This is a genomic window from Dysgonomonadaceae bacterium zrk40 (assembly GCA_016916535.1).
Taxonomy (GTDB): Bacteria; Bacteroidota; Bacteroidia; order Bacteroidales; family Dysgonomonadaceae; genus Proteiniphilum.
In genome coordinates this window covers 387,671-406,195 of the sequence record CP070276.1, presented here as the reverse complement: position 1 = coordinate 406,195, position 18,525 = coordinate 387,671, and the positions used below count along the sequence as shown (strand labels likewise).

The 18,525-nt window shown below is 53.7% G+C and carries 16 protein-coding genes; 8 read left to right on the top strand and 8 right to left on the bottom strand.

Translation table 11 applies throughout. The features are described 5' to 3' along the window. Nucleotides 1–16 precede the first annotated feature (16 nt). A complete protein-coding gene (locus JS578_01775) occupies nt 17–517 on the top strand; it encodes a GNAT family N-acetyltransferase (GenBank protein ID QRX64013.1) in 501 nt (166 codons plus the stop codon). Then, nucleotides 514–783 carry a hypothetical protein gene (locus tag JS578_01770; protein QRX64012.1) on the top strand — a complete coding sequence of 90 codons (270 nt, stop codon included), beginning with the start codon at nt 514–516 and terminating at the stop codon, nt 781–783. Before JS578_01775 ends, JS578_01770 begins: the two co-directional genes overlap by 4 nt. Here JS578_01770 and JS578_01765 read toward each other — a convergent pair. The 6 genes from JS578_01765 to JS578_01740 all read right to left on the bottom strand — a co-directional run bounded on the left by JS578_01765 (nt 733) and on the right by JS578_01740 (nt 7,139). Continuing rightward, nucleotides 733–1,296 (bottom strand): chromate transporter, encoded by a 564-nt coding sequence (locus JS578_01765; protein ID QRX64011.1) that lies wholly within the window; start codon nt 1,294–1,296, stop codon nt 733–735. The genes JS578_01770 and JS578_01765 overlap by 51 nt on opposite strands. Then, on the bottom strand, nt 1,297–1,845 hold the full coding sequence (locus JS578_01760) for a chromate transporter (protein ID QRX64886.1): 549 nt from the start codon (nt 1,843–1,845) through the stop codon (nt 1,297–1,299). A gap of 389 nt (nt 1,846–2,234) precedes the next feature. Continuing rightward, the gene (locus JS578_01755; protein ID QRX64010.1) at nt 2,235–3,590 is read right to left on the bottom strand and encodes a TrpB-like pyridoxal phosphate-dependent enzyme; all 1,356 of its coding nucleotides are present in this window, start codon (nt 3,588–3,590) and stop codon (nt 2,235–2,237) included. A 28-nt stretch (nt 3,591–3,618) separates the two neighbouring features. After that, complete coding sequence (locus JS578_01750; GenBank protein QRX64009.1) at nt 3,619–5,922, bottom strand: NADP-dependent malic enzyme; 2,304 nt, start codon at nt 5,920–5,922, stop codon at nt 3,619–3,621. 69 nt (nt 5,923–5,991) lie between these two features. Continuing rightward, the gene (locus JS578_01745) at nt 5,992–6,684 is read right to left on the bottom strand and encodes a DUF2461 domain-containing protein (GenBank protein ID QRX64008.1); all 693 of its coding nucleotides are present in this window, start codon (nt 6,682–6,684) and stop codon (nt 5,992–5,994) included. Further along, nucleotides 6,684–7,139, bottom strand: coding sequence for a hypothetical protein (locus tag JS578_01740; GenBank protein QRX64007.1), 456 nt, complete (start codon nt 7,137–7,139; stop codon nt 6,684–6,686). The genes JS578_01745 and JS578_01740 overlap by 1 nt, the downstream gene beginning before the upstream one ends. Before the next feature lie 262 nt (nt 7,140–7,401). Between JS578_01740 and JS578_01735 the strand changes: the two genes are divergently transcribed. From JS578_01735 to pncB, 6 genes are all read left to right on the top strand, one after another. Beyond that, nucleotides 7,402–8,019 carry a TetR/AcrR family transcriptional regulator gene (locus tag JS578_01735; protein ID QRX64006.1) on the top strand — a complete coding sequence of 206 codons (618 nt, stop codon included), beginning with the start codon at nt 7,402–7,404 and terminating at the stop codon, nt 8,017–8,019. An 85-nt stretch (nt 8,020–8,104) separates the two neighbouring features. After that, nucleotides 8,105–9,502 carry a TolC family protein gene (locus tag JS578_01730; GenBank protein ID QRX64885.1) on the top strand — a complete coding sequence of 466 codons (1,398 nt, stop codon included), beginning with the start codon at nt 8,105–8,107 and terminating at the stop codon, nt 9,500–9,502. Nucleotides 9,503–9,525: 23 nt separating this feature from the next. After that, nucleotides 9,526–10,548 carry an efflux RND transporter periplasmic adaptor subunit gene (locus JS578_01725; protein QRX64005.1) on the top strand — a complete coding sequence of 341 codons (1,023 nt, stop codon included), beginning with the start codon at nt 9,526–9,528 and terminating at the stop codon, nt 10,546–10,548. A gap of 30 nt (nt 10,549–10,578) precedes the next feature. Next, nucleotides 10,579–13,716 carry an efflux RND transporter permease subunit gene (locus JS578_01720; GenBank protein ID QRX64004.1) on the top strand — a complete coding sequence of 1,046 codons (3,138 nt, stop codon included), beginning with the start codon at nt 10,579–10,581 and terminating at the stop codon, nt 13,714–13,716. 18 nt (nt 13,717–13,734) lie between these two features. Further along, complete coding sequence (locus tag JS578_01715; protein ID QRX64003.1) at nt 13,735–14,028, top strand: hypothetical protein; 294 nt, start codon at nt 13,735–13,737, stop codon at nt 14,026–14,028. 287 nt (nt 14,029–14,315) lie between these two features. Beyond that, nucleotides 14,316–15,488, top strand: coding sequence for a nicotinate phosphoribosyltransferase (pncB, locus tag JS578_01710; protein QRX64002.1), 1,173 nt, complete (start codon nt 14,316–14,318; stop codon nt 15,486–15,488). Nucleotides 15,489–15,529: 41 nt separating this feature from the next. On the opposite strand, the gene JS578_01705 is transcribed toward pncB, so the two are convergent. After that, nucleotides 15,530–17,221, bottom strand: a complete 1,692-nt coding sequence (locus JS578_01705) for a M23 family metallopeptidase (protein QRX64001.1) — start codon at nt 17,219–17,221, stop codon at nt 15,530–15,532. Between the two features lie 15 nt (nt 17,222–17,236). Continuing rightward, nucleotides 17,237–18,436 (bottom strand): bifunctional phosphopantothenoylcysteine decarboxylase/phosphopantothenate--cysteine ligase CoaBC, encoded by a 1,200-nt coding sequence (gene coaBC, locus JS578_01700; protein QRX64000.1) that lies wholly within the window; start codon nt 18,434–18,436, stop codon nt 17,237–17,239. Nucleotides 18,437–18,525: the final 89 nt, after the last annotated feature.

Here is an 18,525-nt window from a genome sequence, read left to right as displayed (position 1 = left end):
TTGCAATCTCTTTTAGATGATCACTGAGATACGTCATACAAAAGTAGAACAGTTGGCCGAAGTCATGGAGGTTTACGCCGCCGCGCGTGCTTTCATGCAGCAGCATGGCAATCCCACTCAGTGGGGCGATCATTATCCTTCCGAAGCGTTTATCCGTGAGGAGATTGCCTCCGGGCACAGTTTCGTTTGCCTGAACGAACGGGGTGTGGTTGTCGGTACCTTCTGTTTCATTTTGGGTGATGATCCTACCTATCAACAGATCTTTGAGGGTTCATGGCTCAACGATGAGCCTTACGGCACGTTGCACCGCATCGCTTCTTCCGGCAAAGAGAAAGGGGTCACGCGTGCCTGTTTTGAATGGAGCTTCAGCCAATGCCCCAACATTCGGGTTGATACCCATCGCGACAACCGGGTGATGCAGCAGATCATCGCATCACAAGGGTTCACCTATTGCGGTATCATCTATGTGAGCGACGGTTCCCCACGGCTAGCCTATCAGAAATCACTTCTGCCATGAGACATCTCCTGTTGACATTGTTCTTTTTCGGTTGCACGCTCCTGTTGCGGGGAGCAGAGGTGGGAATCGCTTCTTCCCTCGACATCAGCATCGACTACAGCAGGGATCCCTTTTATCAGGAGATATGGTTCTGGTCCCTGGTTGCTCTTTTCTTTCTGCTGCTGTTGGTGTTGCTGATCCGTGGTGGCAGGAGAACGAAGAAAGAGGATGCGAAGCTAAGCGGAATAGAGGAGCAGTCCGGCCACACCGGAGAGCAGAATCAGTAAGATGGGGTCCACCTTCTTCAGCGAGGCTGCCAACACCACACCAAAGATGATCCAGCTCTTGTAATCGATGAAATTGTAGCCGTTCATCAGCATCAGTGCTGCTGAGGCTATCAGCCCGATGATGGCCGGTTTCAGCACCGAAAGGGATGCCTGCATCCAGGCATTGTTCTTCAGTCGAAAGAAGAAGGTGCTAACCAATGTCATCAATACGAGTGATGGAAGGCTTACCGCCAGGGTGGCAATTGCAGATCCCACCACTCCATAGCCGGTCGCAAATCCCATCTCTGTAACGGCAGAGTAGCCGATATAGGTGGCCGAGTTGAAGGCAATGGGTCCCGGTGTGGTTTGTGAGATGGCCACGATATTGGTGAAATCGGACACAGTGATCCATCCGTGCAGATCTACCACCTCCTGCTGAATCAGCGGCAACATGGCATAGCCGCCACCGAAGCCAAAGAGTCCGATCTTGAAGAAGGAGAGAAAGAGGGCGATATAAAGATCAATCAATTCCATTTATTTCTTCATCACTTTTTTAAGATAAACGAGGTGTGTGATCCCCATCAGGATGGCCGCCAGGATGATCCATACCGGTGAGATCTTCAGCAGCCAAACGGCAAGAGCCACTACCACCGGTATCCATATGTTCTTTTTGCTCACTCCTGCCGAGCGTCCCAGTCCCAGTAAAGGGGCGGCGATGAGTGCCACCACGGCGGGACGAATACCCTTGAAGATGCGTTCCACGAAGGGGTTGTCGCTGAACTGTGAGAAGAGGATGGCGATGAACAGGATGAAGATGAAGGAGGGGAGGATGATGCCGGCGGCACTGAAAAGACTTCCTTTAAAGCCCAGCCGCTTGTTGCCCACGAAGAGGGCGGTGTTAAGTGCAATGGGACCCGGGATGGACTGGGCAATGGCGAGCATATCCATGAATTCATCGTCGTTGAGCCATCTTTTTTTCTTTACCACCTGGTTCCGGATGAGTGGGATCATGGCATAGCCGCCACCAAAGGTGAAAGCGCCGATCTTGAAAAAGACCAGAAACAGTTCCCCATATTTTCTGATGTTTGGCATAGAACGACCCATAAAAAGTGAAAAGCAGTCTGCACGATAGTGTTATCTGCTGCAGATCTGCTTTCTATAAGAAGCCGCATCGGTGGAATAAGACGAAACTCCTTGTGACAGGATTTGAGTGTTTCGGTATCTTTGTAATCCGCTGTTCATCCGAAGATGAATCCCGAGGGCTGCGGCCCGCCATTGACACCAAAAACGTGACTCGGTTTCTAAAATGTAATTGATGAGTTTCCCAATCGACCAATGCGGCAATTACTCATTCAACTTGTAGGTCAAAGATAAGAAACAGGAGTGGAATAACCAAATATTCCGGTCTTTTTTTCACCTCTTTGCCACATATTCCCCGTTTTTTAACAAGCGGCCGTGTTGCTGATCACCGGTCAGATTTCTTTCAGAAACCGGGTAATATCCTGATCCGACACCTCGTGGTTGGTGAGGTCGCCTGATAGGTATTGGTCGTAAGCGGCCATATCGACCAGTCCGTGGCCGGAGAGGTTGAAGAGGATCACCTTCTGCTTGCCTTCCTCCTTTGCCTGGTTGGCTTCGCGGATGGCAGCTGCGATGGCGTGGGTTGACTCCGGTGCTGGGATGATCCCTTCCGTTTGTGCGAAGAGAACGCCCGCCTCGAAGGTCTCCAGCTGTTTGATGTCGATCGCCTCGATATAGCCATCCTTGAGCAGCTGGCTCACGATGCTGCCGGCACCATGGTAGCGCAGTCCCCCGGCGTGGATGTTGGCAGGTGCAAACTTATGTCCCAGTGTGTACATCGGAATGAGGGGGGTGTAGCCGGTCTCGTCGCCGAAGTCGTACTGAAAACGGCCGCGTGTGAGCTTGGGGCAGCTTGCCGGCTCGGCAGCCACGAAGCGGGTGCTGGCTTTACCCTCGAAGTTGTGACGCATAAAAGGAAAAGAGATGCCAGAGAAGTTGGAGCCGCCACCGAAGCAGCCAATCACCACGTCGGGATACTCTCCCGCCATGGCCATCTGTTTCTCCGCCTCCAGGCCGATGATGGTCTGATGCAGTGAAACATGGTTCAGCACACTGCCCAGTGCATACTTGCAGTTTGGGGTCTGCATCGCCAGTTCAATCGCTTCGGAGATGGCGGTACCGAGGCTTCCCTGGTAGTTGGGGTGTTCTGTGATGATCTTGCGACCTGCCTTTGTGGACATGCTGGGTGAGGCGATCACTTGGGCACCCCATGTCTGCATCAGTGAGCGACGGTAGGGTTTTTGTTCGTAGCTGATCTTCACCATGTAGACCGCCAGCTCAAGACCAAACATCTTAGTGGCCAGCGCCAGGGCGGTACCCCATTGTCCGGCACCGGTCTCGGTGGTGATGTTGGTGATGCCCTCTATCTTGTTGTAGTAAGCCTGGGGAAGTGCCGAATTGAGCTTGTGTGATCCCACCGGGCTGACGCTCTCGTTCTTGAAGTAGATGTGCGCGGGTGTGTCGAGTGCCTTCTCCAGTCCCATGGCACGCACCAGCGGTGAGGGACGGTAGATCTTGTACTTCTCACGCACCGCTTCGGGGATATCAATCCATGCGTCGCTCTGGTTCACCTCCTGGCGTGACAGCTCCTCGGCGAAGAGGGGGTAGAGATCCTCCGCCTTGAGCGGCTCTCTGGTGCCCGGGTTGATCATCGGCAGCGGCTTGTTCTTCATTTCAGCGGTGATGTTGTACCACTTCTCGGGGATCTCTGCTTCGGAGAGCAGGAATTTCTTTCTTTCTTCCATCATTTTATCAGTATCGGTTATTATTCTATTGTTATTGAATGCGTGTGAGTTGGTTGGTACGAATGTTCTCCTCCACGATGGCATCAATCACTGCCACTGCCACCATGTTCACGATGTCGCGCACGGGTGTCTCCACGTCAAGGATATGTACCGGCTTGTTGAGCCCCATCTGAATGGGTCCGATGATGTCGTTCATACCGCACTCCTTGAGCAGCTTGTAGGCTGCATTGGCGGAGCTGAGGTTGGGGAAGACTAGCGTGTTGACCTCCCTGTCGTGCAGCCTGGAGAAGGGATACTTCCTGTCGCGCAGCTGTTTGTTCAGTGCATAGTTGACCTGCATCTCACCGTCGATCACCATCTCCGGGTAGCGTTCGTGCAATGTGTCCACCACCTGGTGTACGCTGGCAGGGCTGCCCACCGTGTCGGCACCGAAGTTGGAGTAGGAGAGCATGGCGATGACCGGTTCCTGGTTGAAGAACTTGACCGTGGCGTTGGCCAGGCGGGCGATGTCGATCAGCGCCTCGCTGTCGGGGTGTCGGTTGAAGAGGGTGTCGGCAAGAAAGAGCATCCCTCTCTTGGTGTTGACGATGTGCATGGCGCCGATGTGATTCAATCCCTCGCGGATGCCAATCACCTCTTTCGCAATATCGGTGGTTTGCTGGTACTTGCTGAAGACACCGGTGATCATGGCGTCAGCCTCACCGGTCTCGACCATCATCATGCCGAAGTAGTTGCGTTCGAACATCTTCTCGGCTGCCTCCTCGAGGGTCATCCCCTGACGGTTTCTCTTTTCTGTGAGCAGGGTTGCATAGTGCATACGTCGTTGTTCCTCACGGTCGTGCCGCAGGTTCACGATCTCAATTCCCTCGAGACTGATCTGGTTCTCCCTTGCCATGTTGGCAATCTTCTCTTCGTTACCTAGCAGGATGGGATGGCAGATGCCCTCAGCGTAGGCTGCCTCGGCTGCCTTGAGCATGTTGAGGTGGTTCGACTCGGAGAAGACAACCCGTTTTGGTTGCTGCCGCCCCATCTCGAACATCCGGCGGATCATCTTGTTGTCGAGTCCCATCAGGTCGCGCAGCTTATGGTCGTAAGCCTCCCAATCGGTGATGGGCTTGCGTGCCACCCCTGAGGCCATGGCTGCTTTTGCCACGGCAGGTGCCACCGTAGTGAGCAGGCGCGGGTCGAGTGGCTTGGGAATGATGTACTCCCTGCCGAAGCTGAGTTTCTTCACGCTGTAAGCTTCATTTACCACATCGGGTACCGCCTTCTTGGTGAGCTCAGCCAGGGCATATACCGTGGCTATTTTCATCTCTTCGTTGATCGAAGTGGCTTGCACATCGAGTGCACCACGGAAGATATAGGGAAATCCCAGGACGTTGTTGATCTGGTTGGGATAATCGGAACGACCGGTCGCGAAGATGATGTCTTCGCGGGCCGACATCGCCCGTTCGTAAGAGATCTCCGGGTTGGGGTTGGCCAGTGCAAAGACGATCGGGTTGTCGTTCATGGAACGAAGCATCTCCTCATTCAATACATCTGCCACTGAGAGACCGAGGAACATGTCAGCTCCTTTCAGCGCCTCTTCGAGAGTATGGATGTCTCGGTCAGTGGCAAAGGGGCGCTTGCGGTCGTTCAGGTCGCTGCGGTTGGTGTGGATCACCCCCCGGGAGTCGAGCATCACGATATTTTCCTTCCGGGCGCCCAGGGCCATGTAGAGCCTGGTGCAGGAGTTGGCTGCAGCCCCGGCACCGTTGACCACGATCTGCAGCTCTTCTATTTTCTTTCCGTTCAGCTCGAGGGCGTTGAGCAGACCACAGGCAGAGATGATGGCGGTGCCATGCTGGTCGTCGTGCATGATGGGGATTTCGAGTTCACTTTTGAGTCGCTCTTCGATCTCGAAGCACTCCGGTGCCTTGATATCTTCCAGATTGATGCCTCCAAAAGTGGTGGCAATGGCCTTGACCACCTGGATGAATTTTTCAGGATCTTTTTCGTTCACCTCGATGTCGAAGACATCGATGCCAGCGAAGATCTTGAAGAGGAGTCCTTTGCCCTCCATCACCGGTTTACCGGCAAGTGGACCGATGTCGCCCAGCCCCAGTACGGCAGTGCCGTTTGAGATCACCGCCACCAGGTTGCCCTTCGAGGTGTAGTCGTAGGCCACCTGCGGGTTCTTCTCAATTTCAAGGCAGGGTTCGGCAACACCCGGTGAGTAGGCCAGTGAGAGGTCCCGTTGCGAACTGTAGGGCTTGGTAGGTACTACTTCTATTTTACCGGGACGCCCCTGTGCATGATAGGCAAGTGCATCGTCCCTAAGTTTGTTTTTTGTCATTTTGATGGAATTTGTGCAGATTGTTTAATAACCTGTACAAAATTATAAAATAATTGTGATAATTTATAATTATTGTTCCGCTTCCTTCGTCACATCCATCATAAAGTGGTAAAGATCTGCTACCTCTGTGAAATCCTCCATCAGCTGCAGGGCGATGGCTGTGCTGTAAATCCGTGGATCGTTCACTGAAATCCGTTTGAGCAGGTAGCAGCTTTTCCGCTGTATCCAGGGTTGGAAGAATTCGGGCAGTTCACTGGGCAGAGCTCTTTTATAGGGTTCTCCTTCCACCGTGAAACCAACAGAATTGGCTTTCAATGCCATCTCCCGAAAAGAATCAGAACTGTAGGAAATCTCCTCCCGGAATGCATCCATGATCTTCCGCTTCGGTGCATAGAGCCCCATGCCATAAATAAACTCTTCCGTGCCCAGTTCCGCGAAGAAGCCGGGATAATCTTCCCAGTTGGTCGCTTTTTGCTGGAAGTTGAGCCACATCGAGCTCTTGTAGGGCTCCTTGTTGGGTGAGAAACGAATGTCGCGATAGATGCGTGAGAGCATTTTCGCAGGTCTCAGCTCAAAGAGGGGATCGATGTTGTGCATCGCCGGAGAGAGCATCAGGGCAAGAGCCCTGAAGGGTTTCAGGAGGGACTCCTGATAGATTTCCTTTCGCTCGTTGAACCATTCGCGATCGTTGTTCTCCTTCAGTTCACGCAAAAATGAAATGGTTTCATGGGTGAATCCGTTGAAAGGAGTGATGCGTTCCATCAATTCAATATCTGGTAAGAGGTGGCGGCAATATGGTAGGTTGGCACCGCACTATCCTCCTCCTCACAATGGCCACTTACCGTGCTGTCGTTCAACGCTGCACCATGCTCATGGAGCGTAGCAGTGATTTCAGTCGGATCCTCCTCCAGAATCCCAATCACCCTCACCATCTTTCCCTCAGCGAGGGGGTCAAACTTGCCCAGGGTGGCGTCTGATTCGGCACGCAGGGTGGCTGAGTTGTCGTTGCCCTTCAGGAAGAGTTTCATGCCGCTTTTGCTGCAGACATGGGTGCAGAGCCCCTCTACGATCACTGTTTCTCCGGTAAGCGATAGCGTGTTGACCATCAGTTCATCAACATTCATTAATTTTTGTTTACTGCCCTCGTTGCATTGCGTGAAAACCAGTAGCGGAAAGATGATGAAGAAAATGCGAAGAAAAGCTGACACTTGTTTCATATGTTTCTCAAATTTTAATAATTTTACCCTTCAAAGATAAGGATTATTTCAGGCTCTCTGAAAAAAATGAATCTTTTGACGGGAAAAAAAGATTCATTCATCGTGTAAATGAGATGCGTTCATCGATATTTGGTTGCATAGAACAATGCTTAATTTGTGACATCATCGGTTGGTGTGGTGTAAAGTTTGTTAAACCGTGAAAACTGATTTGTGTTTTTGGGTTTTCCGTGTTACTTTTGTGCCTTTAAAAATTAGGTTATTGATGGAATTGCGAGACAGAATCATAGAAAAAGCAGGAAATCTTTTTATCCAGTATGGAGTCAAAAACAGTTCGATGGATGAGATCGCCACATCGTTGGGCATCTCTAAGCGAACCATCTACGAAAACTTCAGGGATAAGGAGGATCTGCTCATTTCGTTTCTTCAGAAGACATGGGACGAACGCAATGCCCATTTTGCCACCTATCTTACCGGTGATTACAACGTGATCAGGGTGTTCCTGAGGGTTATCGAAGCGCAACAGAACCTGCCGCTGGCCAACGTGAAATTCTTTGAGGACATCCAGAAATATTATCCACAGGCAGCGAAGCTGATCAAGGAGGATGTGGCCAAAAACAACATCTTTCTGTGTGAATTCCTCCGCAAGGGAATTGCACAAGGATACATCCGGAGCAACCTGAATGTGGAGGTGACCGCATTCCTGGTGGAAGACGGGACACAGACCTACATTCGTGCCTCTTATCTTGAAAAACCTCCCTTCTCATTCCAGGAGTTGTTCTTCACCATGATGATCAACTTCATCAGGGGTATCTCCACCGAGAAGGGAATCAGGATCATTGACCAATACTTGTCAGATCAGGAACAGAATACAGAAAACTAATTAAATAAAGATGAAAAGCGTGATAAAGAATCAGTTTAGATCATTCCGATTGTTGTCGGTTCTGCTGTTGGCTGCTGCTACCACTATGTCAGGTATCCATGCCCAGTCGAATGACACTCTCTCCATTGATCTGCCCATGGCACTCGAGATTGCACTCAGTGAGAATCCCAAAGTGAAGGTTGCCGACATGGAGATCACCAAGAAAGAGTATGCGAAGAAATCGGCCTATGGTGCACTGCTGCCGCAGTTCGACCTGATTGGTCAGTACCAGCGCGCCATCAAGCGTCAGACAGTATATTTCGATCAAGGATTCGGAATGGGGGGCGGAGATGTTGATCCCACCCAGTATACCCCTGAGGAGCTGCAGATCCTGCAGGTGCTCAACAAGGTGATGATGCCCGACCCGGAAGCATCCGGCGAGGGGATACAGATGGGCCGCTTCAACGTCTGGTCGGCCGGGATGAACGTGAGCATGCCGCTGGTGATGCCTTCTCTCTGGAAGAATATCCAGATGAGCGAGGTGGACATCCGGCTGGCAATGGAGCAGGCACGCTCCTCCCGCATCGACCTGGTGAACCAGGTGAAGAAGGCTTTCTACAGTCTCCTGTTGGCACAAGACAGCTATTCGGTGTTCCGCAAGACCTACGAGACCGACTCGCTCAACCTGGAGAACATTCGCAACCGTTACAACCAGGGCGTGGTGGCTGAGTATGACGTGATCACTGCCGATGTGAGGCTCAAGAGTTTAATACCCAGTATCCTGCAGGCGGAGAACATGATGAAGATCGCCGAGCTGCAGCTCAAGATGCTGATGGGCATGGATGGTGATCTGCCGCTGAGGGTGAGGGGAGCACTGGGTGATTACCGTACCTCCATGTTCGATGCAATCATCCCCGCTGACACCTCACTGGTCAACAACAGCGACATCCGTCAGTTTGAGCTGCAGTCTGAGCAGGCACAGAATGCCTATGAGATGCAGAAACTGCAGTTCGCACCTTCACTGGTCACCAGCTTCAACTGGACCTACACCAGTCAGAACAACGACTTCAAGTTCCGTGATTACCGCTGGGATCCCTATTCAATGCTCGGCGTCACCCTGCAGATCCCCATCTTCAACGGGGGACAGCGTTATCATGGCGTGAAGCAGGCAGAACTGCAGCTCTACCAGATGGAGGAGCAGCGCAAGGAGCTGGAGCGTGGTTTGAAGCTTTCCATCCGCAACAACTACGATTTGATCCACAAAAACATTGAACAGGTGGTGGCTACCGAATCGTCGGTGGCACAAGCCCGCAAGGGACATGAGATCACCCTGAAACGTTATGAAACCGGCATGGGTACCATTGTCGATGTGAATGCAGCGGCACTGGCAGTGATCAACGCTGAACTTCAGTATCGCAATGCCATATATGATTACCTGGCGGCGAAGGCCGACCTGGAGAAGGTATTGGGCTATGACATACAACCTGTAGAGACAAACGAATAAAAAATAAGATAACAAACAAACAGATGAAAAAGTACAGCTTATTGCAATTTACATCTCTTCTGGCATTAGCAATGCTTGCCTCCTGCGGAGGAAAAGGAACTTCGGAAGGAACCGAAAACGAGGCATCCCTGAAGAAGAATGTGCGGGTGGAGACCGTACAGGTGGTGCCGGTTGATCAGATCTCATCTTTCACTGCATCGGTGGAAGCCGACCAGGTGAACAACATAGCGCCAGCCATGGGGGGACGTATCCGTCGGATCATGGTGGATGTGGGCTCCACGGTACGCCGCGGCCAGGCCGTTGCTGCGATGGATGCCGCCAGTTTCTCCCAGCAGGAGACACAGGTAGCCACCCTGCGGAGGGATTTTGAACGATATGAGGAGCTGTTCGCCGTGGGCGGCATCTCCAAGCAGCAGCTCGACCAGGCCCGTACACAGCTTGAGGTTGCTGAGACGGCATTGAACAACCTGGGTGAAAACACCACGCTGGTGAGTCCCATCAGTGGGGTGGTGACCGCCCGCAACTACGATCCGGGCGATGTAGCAATGCAGCTGCCCATCCTCACCATCGAGAGCATCAACCCGGTGAAGGTGGTAGTGAACGTCTCTGAGTCGTTTTACAGCAAGGTGGTGAAGGGGATGCCGGTGGAGGTGACCGTCGACGCACTCGAGGGGGAGATCTTCCAGGGCAAGGTGTCGCTGGTGCATCCCACGCTCGACCCGGTAGCACACACCTTCACTGTGGAGGTGACCGTCCCCAACAGCCAACAGCGTCTCCGTCCGGGCATGTTCGCCAGGGTGAAGATGAACTTCGGCACCAATGATCGTCCCCTGCTCTCTGACAGGGCCGTGTTGAAGCAGGTGGGTTCAAACGATCGGTATGTCTTCGTAGAAAAGGAGGGCATTGCGCACTACACCCTGGTGGAGCTGGGTGCCAGGATTGATGACAAGTATGAGATCCTCTCGGGCCTGAACCAGGGTGACCGGGTGATCGTGGAGGGCAACAGCGGCCTGATTGACGGTACCGAAGTAGCGGTGATCGAGTAACGATATGAACAGTCAAATAGAAAGGAACAGATGAAACCATATGAAACCGCGGTGAAAAATCCCGTGGGAACAGCATTGATCTTTATCGGTGTCGTATTGATCGGGATGATGTTTTACCGGCAGTTGCCGATCGACCTCTATCCCAACATCGATCTGAACATCGTCTCTGTGATGACCTCCTACTCGGGTGCGGGTGCCGAGGATGTGGAAGCAAACGTCACCCGCCCGCTGGAGGATGTGCTCAACTCGACTGAGAAGTTGAAGGAGATCACCTCACAGTCGAAGGACGGCATGTCGATGATCATGCTGGAGTTTGAATTTGGTACCGACATGGACGAGGTGATGAACGACGTCCGTGACAAGGTGGATATGATCGCCGGCTTCCTGCCTGATGGGACCGAGGATCCGATGATCCTCAAGTTCAGTTCCGACATGATTCCTGTAGTGGTGCTTTCGGCCACTGCCGAGGAGAGTGCCGGCGCACTCTACAAGATCCTTGACGAACAGGTGGCTAACCCACTGAACCGCATCCCGGGAATCGGTACCGTCTCCGTGTCTGGGGCACCCGAACGGGAAGTGCAGGTGAACGTAACGCCGCAGAAGTTGGAGGCTTACAACCTGTCACTCGAGCAGATTGCCCAGGTGATCGCCACCGAGAACGTGAACGTGCCGGCCGGTAACTTCGACATCGGTTCGCAGACATACATGCTGCGCCTGGAAGGGCAGTTCAAAAACAGCCGTGAGTTGAACAACATCATCGTGGGCAGCAGCCAGGGCAAACCCATCTACCTGCGCGATGTGGCTACCGTGAGCGACACCCTCGAGTCGCGCGTGCAGGAGAACTACACCAATGGTACACGCAGTGCTTCCATCGTGGTGCAGAAACAGTCGGGAGCCAACACCGTGTCAATCGCCAATGCCGTGAAGGAGCAGTTGCCCGAACTGGAGAAGACCCTCCCGCCCGACATCAAGCTGGTGACGGTGATGGACTCCTCCGAGTATGTGAAGGTCTCCATCAACAGTTTGCTGGAAACCATTTTGCTGGCACTTCTCATAGTGGGTGTGATCGTGCTCTTCTTCCTGGGAAGGTGGCGTGCCACCATCATCGTGATGGTGACCATCCCTATCTCGCTGATCGGCTCTTTCATCTACCTCTACCTGACGGGTAACACCATCAACATCATCTCGCTCTCGGCACTCTCCATCACCATCGGTATGGTGGTGGACGATGCCATCGTAGTGCTGGAGAACATCACCAGTCATATTGAGCGGGGGAGTCGCCCCCGACAGGCAGCTGTCTATGGTACCGAGGAGGTCTCCCTCTCGGTAATCGCCTCTACACTCACCATCATCGCGGTGTTCCTGCCGATGACCATGGTGGGCGGCTTTGCAGGTGTGATGTTCAAGCAGCTGGGATGGATGGTGACCATCATCATCGCCCTCTCGCTGATCATTGCACTGACGCTCACCCCCATGATGAGTGCCAAGATGATGCGGGGCAACAAGGATGTCAAGATGAATGGCTTCGATCGCTGGTACAGCAAGCGGGTGCTGCCGCTGCTCAACCGGCTGGATCATCGTTATTCACGCCTTGTAGGCAGGGTGGTGCGACGTCGCAGGCTCACCCTCTTCACCGTACTGATTGTTTTTGCGGTAAGTGTGGTGATCAGCGCCGTGACGCTGAAGACCGAGTTCATGCCCGCTTCGGATAACAATGACATCGGCCTTACGGTGGAGATGCCCACCGGCACGCGCATGGAGGTGGCCCGCGAGACGGGACACCGCATCGCTCAGATGATGGAGACCAAGTATCCGGAGATAGAAATCATCTCCTTCAGCGTGGGATCGGCCAGCGAGGACAACGCCTGGGCAGCCATGCAGGACAACGCCTCCAACATCATGACCTACACCATCCGTTTGACCGAGTCGAAGCACCGCGAGAAGAGCATCTATGAAGTCTCTGATGAGATGCGGCAAGACCTGGCGGCGATGCCGGAGGTGAGACGGTTTCAGGTGATGCCCGGTGGGGGCGACATGGGTATGACCGGCGGCAGCAACGTGGCGCTTGAAATCTATGGCTACGACCTGACGGTGACCGACAAGGTAGCGGCAGAGTTGCAGGAAAAAATGGAAAAGGTGGATGGCCTCAGGGACATCACCGTCTCCCGAAAAGATTACCGCATGGAGTACCAGATTCAGTTCGACCGTGATAAGCTCTCGCTGAACGGACTGAACATGAGCACAGCTGCCAATGCCATCCGCAACAGGATCAACGGCCTCACCATGTCGCAATACCGCGAGGAGGGTGAGGAGTACAACATCAGGGTACGCTACGAGGAGCAATACCGCGAGTCGATCGAGGATATCGAGAACATCATGATCTATAACCCGATGGGTGCCGGTGTGCGTGTCAGGGACCTGGGAACGGTGGTAGAGACATCGACCCTGCCACAGGTGGATCGTCAGGACCGCCAGCGTATTGTAACCGTCACGGGTAGCATTTATGGCCGCGCACTGAGCGAGGTGGTGGAGGATGTGACCAGCCTGCTTGCCGGGTATGAGGTTCCTGCCGGAGTGCAGATTGAGATTGGCGGTTCGATGGAAGAACAACAGGAGTCGTTTGGGCAGCTGGGACTGCTGCTGATGATTGTCTCACTGCTGGTATACATTGTGCTGGCTTCTCAGTTTGAGTCGCTCACCTATCCCTTCATGATCATTCTGACGGTACCCTTCGCCTTCACAGGTTCGATCCTGTTGTTGGCTGTCACAGGAGAGCCGCTCGGCATCATGGGCTTCGTGGGGCTGATCATGCTCGTGGGTATGGTGGTGAAGAACGCCATCGTGCTGATCGACTACATCAACCTGAACCGGGAGAGGGGCATGTCAATCATCACCGCTGTGGTGCACGGGGGACGCTCCCGTCTGCGGCCGGTACTGATGACCACGCTTACCACCATCCTGGGGATGGTGCCGCTGGCAATCGGTACGGGGCAGGGATCGGAGATGTGGAAGTCGCTCGGTATCTCCATCATCGGGGGGATGACCTTCTCCACCATCATCACCCTGGTGCTGATTCCGGCACTCTACTCGATGATGGCCGGCTACGGCGTGCGCAGAAAACGCAGGAAGCATCGTGAGGTGCTGGTGAACAATGAAGTGAACGTATAAATAAACAATCCATAAGATATGAAAGCAGTAATGATTATGCTCGACCAGGCCCACTATGACATCATCGTGGAGAACCTCGCCCGGCTCAACATACGAGGGTTCACCTCCTGGAAAGAGGTGTACGGCAGAGGCAGCAGCAATGGCATCCCCCACTACGGGAGCCACGCCTGGCCCTCGGTGAACAACGCCATCCTCACGGTGGTTGAGGACCACAAGGTGGAGGGGCTGCTGGCTTACCTCCGTGAACTGGACAGCGAGTCGGCCAACCTGGGCCTGCGGGCGTTTGTCTGGAACATTGAAGGAGGCATCTGATATTTTTAAACGATAGATTTTCAGGGGGCGTCGCTGTAATAGTGGCGCCCCCTCTTTTTTGGGGGGTTCTGTTCAATGGTACACCTGACATACATCCTGCTCTTTTTACAAGATATCGGTTAGTATGCCTTCATTATCCCCTCATGATCCCCTCATAAAAGTATGAGGGGATCATGAAGGGATAGACACGAATGTTAGAAGAATCTGTTTTCCGGTCATTGTCCATCTCCTGTGAACGAAATCATTAAAAAAAACGTTTACATTCCAAACAATTAAGAGCAGATCATATGGCAATCATCAGGAGCATACTCGATACCGACCTCTATAAGTTTACCACCAGCTACGCCTACTCGAAACTCTTTCCCCGTGCCTGCGGTGAGTTTGAGTTCGTTGACCGGAGTGGGGGCGACTACCCGGAGGGATTTGACCGGCTGCTGCGACAGGAGCTGGATCAGATGGCACAGCTCTCGCTCACCCGTGAGGAGGAGCTGTTCGTAAGGAAGCAGATGCCCTATCTGCCGCCCACCTACATCGATTTCCTGAAAGGGTTTCGCTTCGACCCCTCGGAGGTGGAGATCACCATGGAGCAGCGCAAGCTGCGCATCAAAGCCAGTGGGCTGCTCTACCGGGTGACGCTCTGGGAGACCCCCATCCTGGCCACCATCTCCGAGCTGTGGTTCCGGGAGAGGGGAGAGTATCCCGACCTTCCCTATATGCAACAGGCTGCCATTGAGAAGGCGCTGCGGATGAAGGAGCATGGCATTGTATTCTCCCTCTTCGGTATGCGACGCCGCTTCAGTTTCGACGTGGAGGACCGGGTCACCGGGATCCTGAAACAGCATGCCGGCGAGAGTCTCTTCGGCACCAGCAATGTTTACCTGGCCTACAAGCATGGTCTCAACGTCTCCGGCACCCATCCGCATGAGTGGGTGCAGTTTCACGGATCCATCTACGGCTACAAGATGGCCAACTACATGTCTATGGAGGACTGGATCAACGTCTACGACGGAGACCTGGGAACTGTGCTCACCGATACCTACACCACCGATGTGTTTCTGAGAAACTTCAGCAAGAAGCATGCGGCCCTCTTCACCAGCCTGCGGCACGACAGCGGCGATCCCTACCTCTTTGTGGACAAGGTGATCAGACGATACGAGGAGTTGCGGGTGAACCCCAAGCTCAAATACCTGGTCTTCTCCGACAGCCTGAACGTGGAGAAAGCGATTCAGATCAAGGAGTACTGTGGTGACCGGATCGGTGCCACCTTCGGCATCGGCACCAACCTGACCAACGATGTGGGCAACAACATCAAGGGGATGAACATCGTGATGAAGCTGTTCCGCTGCCGGATGACCGACAAGGAGGAGTGGCAGGATTGCGTGAAGCTATCTGACGTGGAGGGGAAGCACACCGGCAGTGAGCGGGAGATCCGCCTGGTGCAGGAGACGCTGGGACTCTGACAAACATCTGGCAGATCATCAGCCGGGTGAACCTCCCGGGCTTACAAGGTTGATTTGTATTCGCTGCTGTTGCCTGCGCCGTCGGTGGCGGTAAAGGTCAGCTCCAGGGGGTCTTCGTCAGGAACCCTTTTCTCATTGAACCGATAGGTGTAGAGGCTCGATTTGCTGTCGTGGGTGAAGAGCACAAAACGACCGTTGATTTCCCCACGGAAGGAGGCGATTCCACTTTTGTCGTCGCTGAGACGGATGCGGATGGTACGCCGGCTTTTCCAGTTCTCCCGCTGCAGTGGTGTGATCAGCGGTGCCACACTGTCTGCCGCCACAGCGTAGCGTCCTCCCAGCTCCCGAATGGAAGCGGTGATGCCGCCATGAGCATAATCTCCCCCCAGCCAGCTCTCTTTCCCATTCTTGGCAAGGCTTACGATCCCGTAATTGCCTTTCTGTTTTAAGGTATCGCTCTTCAGACGGATGCGCAGACTCGCACTCCGGTGGAGGGGGACCGGGGTGTCATGAATCCGGTGGATATCGGAATAGTGGCTGCTGCTTTTCACGACATGATGCGTAAAGCAGAGGTCCTGGTAGAGATTGCCGTTAGGGATGGTAAGCGTTAGATCAGGGTCCCTGTAGCTGTTTTCAAACTGACTGGACATGAAATGACCGCAGGGTAGGGGTTGTGGTATTTCACCCGGAACGCCCCTCACCGTGAAGCGATAGGAGAGACTGTTGCCGTAGTGGTCCTCCAGCTCATACCGGATGCGGTATTCCCTCTGCTCGTTGATCTCCACAAAACCCCTGTTTTTGGTCTGAAAGAAGGGGAGTTTGTTGCCCGGTTCGAGGAACGATTTCATGTAGAGTGAACGCCGTTCGCGCCAGTCGGCGTAATCGATGAAGGCGTTGAGCATACGGGTCTGGTCGAACGAGAAACGACGGATGGTGCTGCTGAAAATCTGCTCATCATCCAGGTAGAGACGGACATGTTTCACACCGTAGATATTGGACTGGCCGTTCATCCGGTCGTAGGCTTTCAGTCCAATGCCAATGCGGCCCCAGGCAGTAAGGTTACTGCCCGGAGGCAGTGGATTGCCGGCCTTGTCTTTGGCAAGGGTGATCCGCAGTGGGTTGCTGCTGCCGTTGACCATCCCTCTGCCTTCAACCGGGTAAAGGGCGATGCCCCGCATGTCCGGCTTTCGTGTATCGGGTATGCGGGCAATATATTCCAGTACGTCCAGCGGTTCCTCACTCATCCGGTCGCGAATCTCAAAGTGAAGGTGAGGACCTCCCGAACTGCCAGTGTTGCCACTGAGGGCAATCTGTTCACCCCGCTTCACCGGCAGGAGCCCCTCTTCGGGGTGGAGGTTCACCTGAAAACGTTCCAGTTCATACTGTTTCTCTTCCACATATTGTGCAATCTTATCGGAAAAGCTGTTTAGATGGCCGTAAACGCTGGTGTGACCCGTGGTGGGATGATCGATGTAGAGAGCCAGCCCATAGCCGCCCGGTGAGACGCTGATGCGGGAGACATATCCATCCTCAATGGCGACGACCGGCTTGTTGACCGCTTGCTGTGTCTTGAAGTCGATGCCGGAGTGGAAATGGTTGCTCCTCAGTTCGCCGAAGTTGCCGCTGAGCGCCGGCGGGATGGTAAGCGGGTTTCTGTATGTCTGGGAGAGTACCGTTGAGGTGAAAGCGAACAATAGAAAAAGAGGGAATCCGTATGTATAAAAAAATCTCATCAATCAATGTTTGGTCTATGTAGCAGCAAAGAGGGTATCAATGATATCCTTCGCCGTTGCCTTTTTAGTTTTTAACTCGAACGCCCTTTTACCGCCACTGCGGGAGAGGATCGTTATCTTGTTGGTGTCATGTCCGAAGCCGGCCCCCTCGTCGCGCAGGGAGTTGACCACAATATGGTCGAATTGCTTCTTCTCCATCTTCACGAGGGCATTGGTCTCTTCGTTGTCTGTCTCCAGGGCAAAGCCAACCAGCAGCTGTTCTTCCCTTTTGATGCGTCCCAGTGCTGCCGCGATGTCGGGGTTGGGGGTGAGGTTCAGTGTGAGCCCTTCACCCTCTTTCCGCTTGATCTTGCGTTCAGCCCTCTGCGCCGGGCGATAGTCGGCAACTGCTGCCGAGAGGATGGCGGCATCCATTTCCGGAAAAGCCTTCAGGGCTGCGTCATGCATCTCCTCTGCCGACTCCACGTCGATTCTGCGGACAACGGGGTGGGAGAGTGACAATGCGGTGGGGCCGGTAATCAGCAACACCTCCGCACCGCGCCCAGCACACTCTTCTGCCAGGGCAAAACCCATCTTTCCCGAGGAAAAGTTGCCGATGAAGCGTACAGGATCGATCCGCTCATAGGTGGGACCGGCAGTGATCAGTATCTTTTTGCCTGCGAGCTCCTTTTTTGCGAAGGCTTGCTCCAGGATGGCGACAATCTTTTCGGGTTCCTCCATACGTCCTTTTCCTTCGAGGTGACTGGCCAGCTCACCTTCAGCCGGGTCGATGATCCTGACGCCATCCTGCTGCAGGATCTCCAGGTTACGCTGCGTGGTGACATGACGAAACATATCAAGGTCCATCGCGGGCGCCACGAATACCGGCGCCTTCATGGAGAGGTAGGTTGTGATCAGCATGTTGTCGGCAATGCCGTGGGCCATCTTGCCCAGGGTGGCAGCGGTGGCGGGTGCCACCACCATCAGGTCGGCCCATAACCCCAGCTCCACATGGCTGTGCCAGGTCCCGTCACCGGAGGCGAAGAATTCACTGATCACCGGTCTGCCGGAGAGGGCAGAGAGCGTCACCGGCGTGATGAACTGTTTGCCGGCCGGTGTGATTACGATCTGTACTTCAGCACCCTTTCTGATCAGCAGTCGGGTGAGGATGGCCGATTTGTAGGCAGCAATGCTGCCGCTGATTCCCAATACAATATGTTTTCCCTGTAACGACATACAAAATGGTTTGTGGTCACAAATATAACCTTTTTTTTTGAGTTGTGGCTGTTACCCATCAAAACGGTTGCATAGTTAATAAATACTAA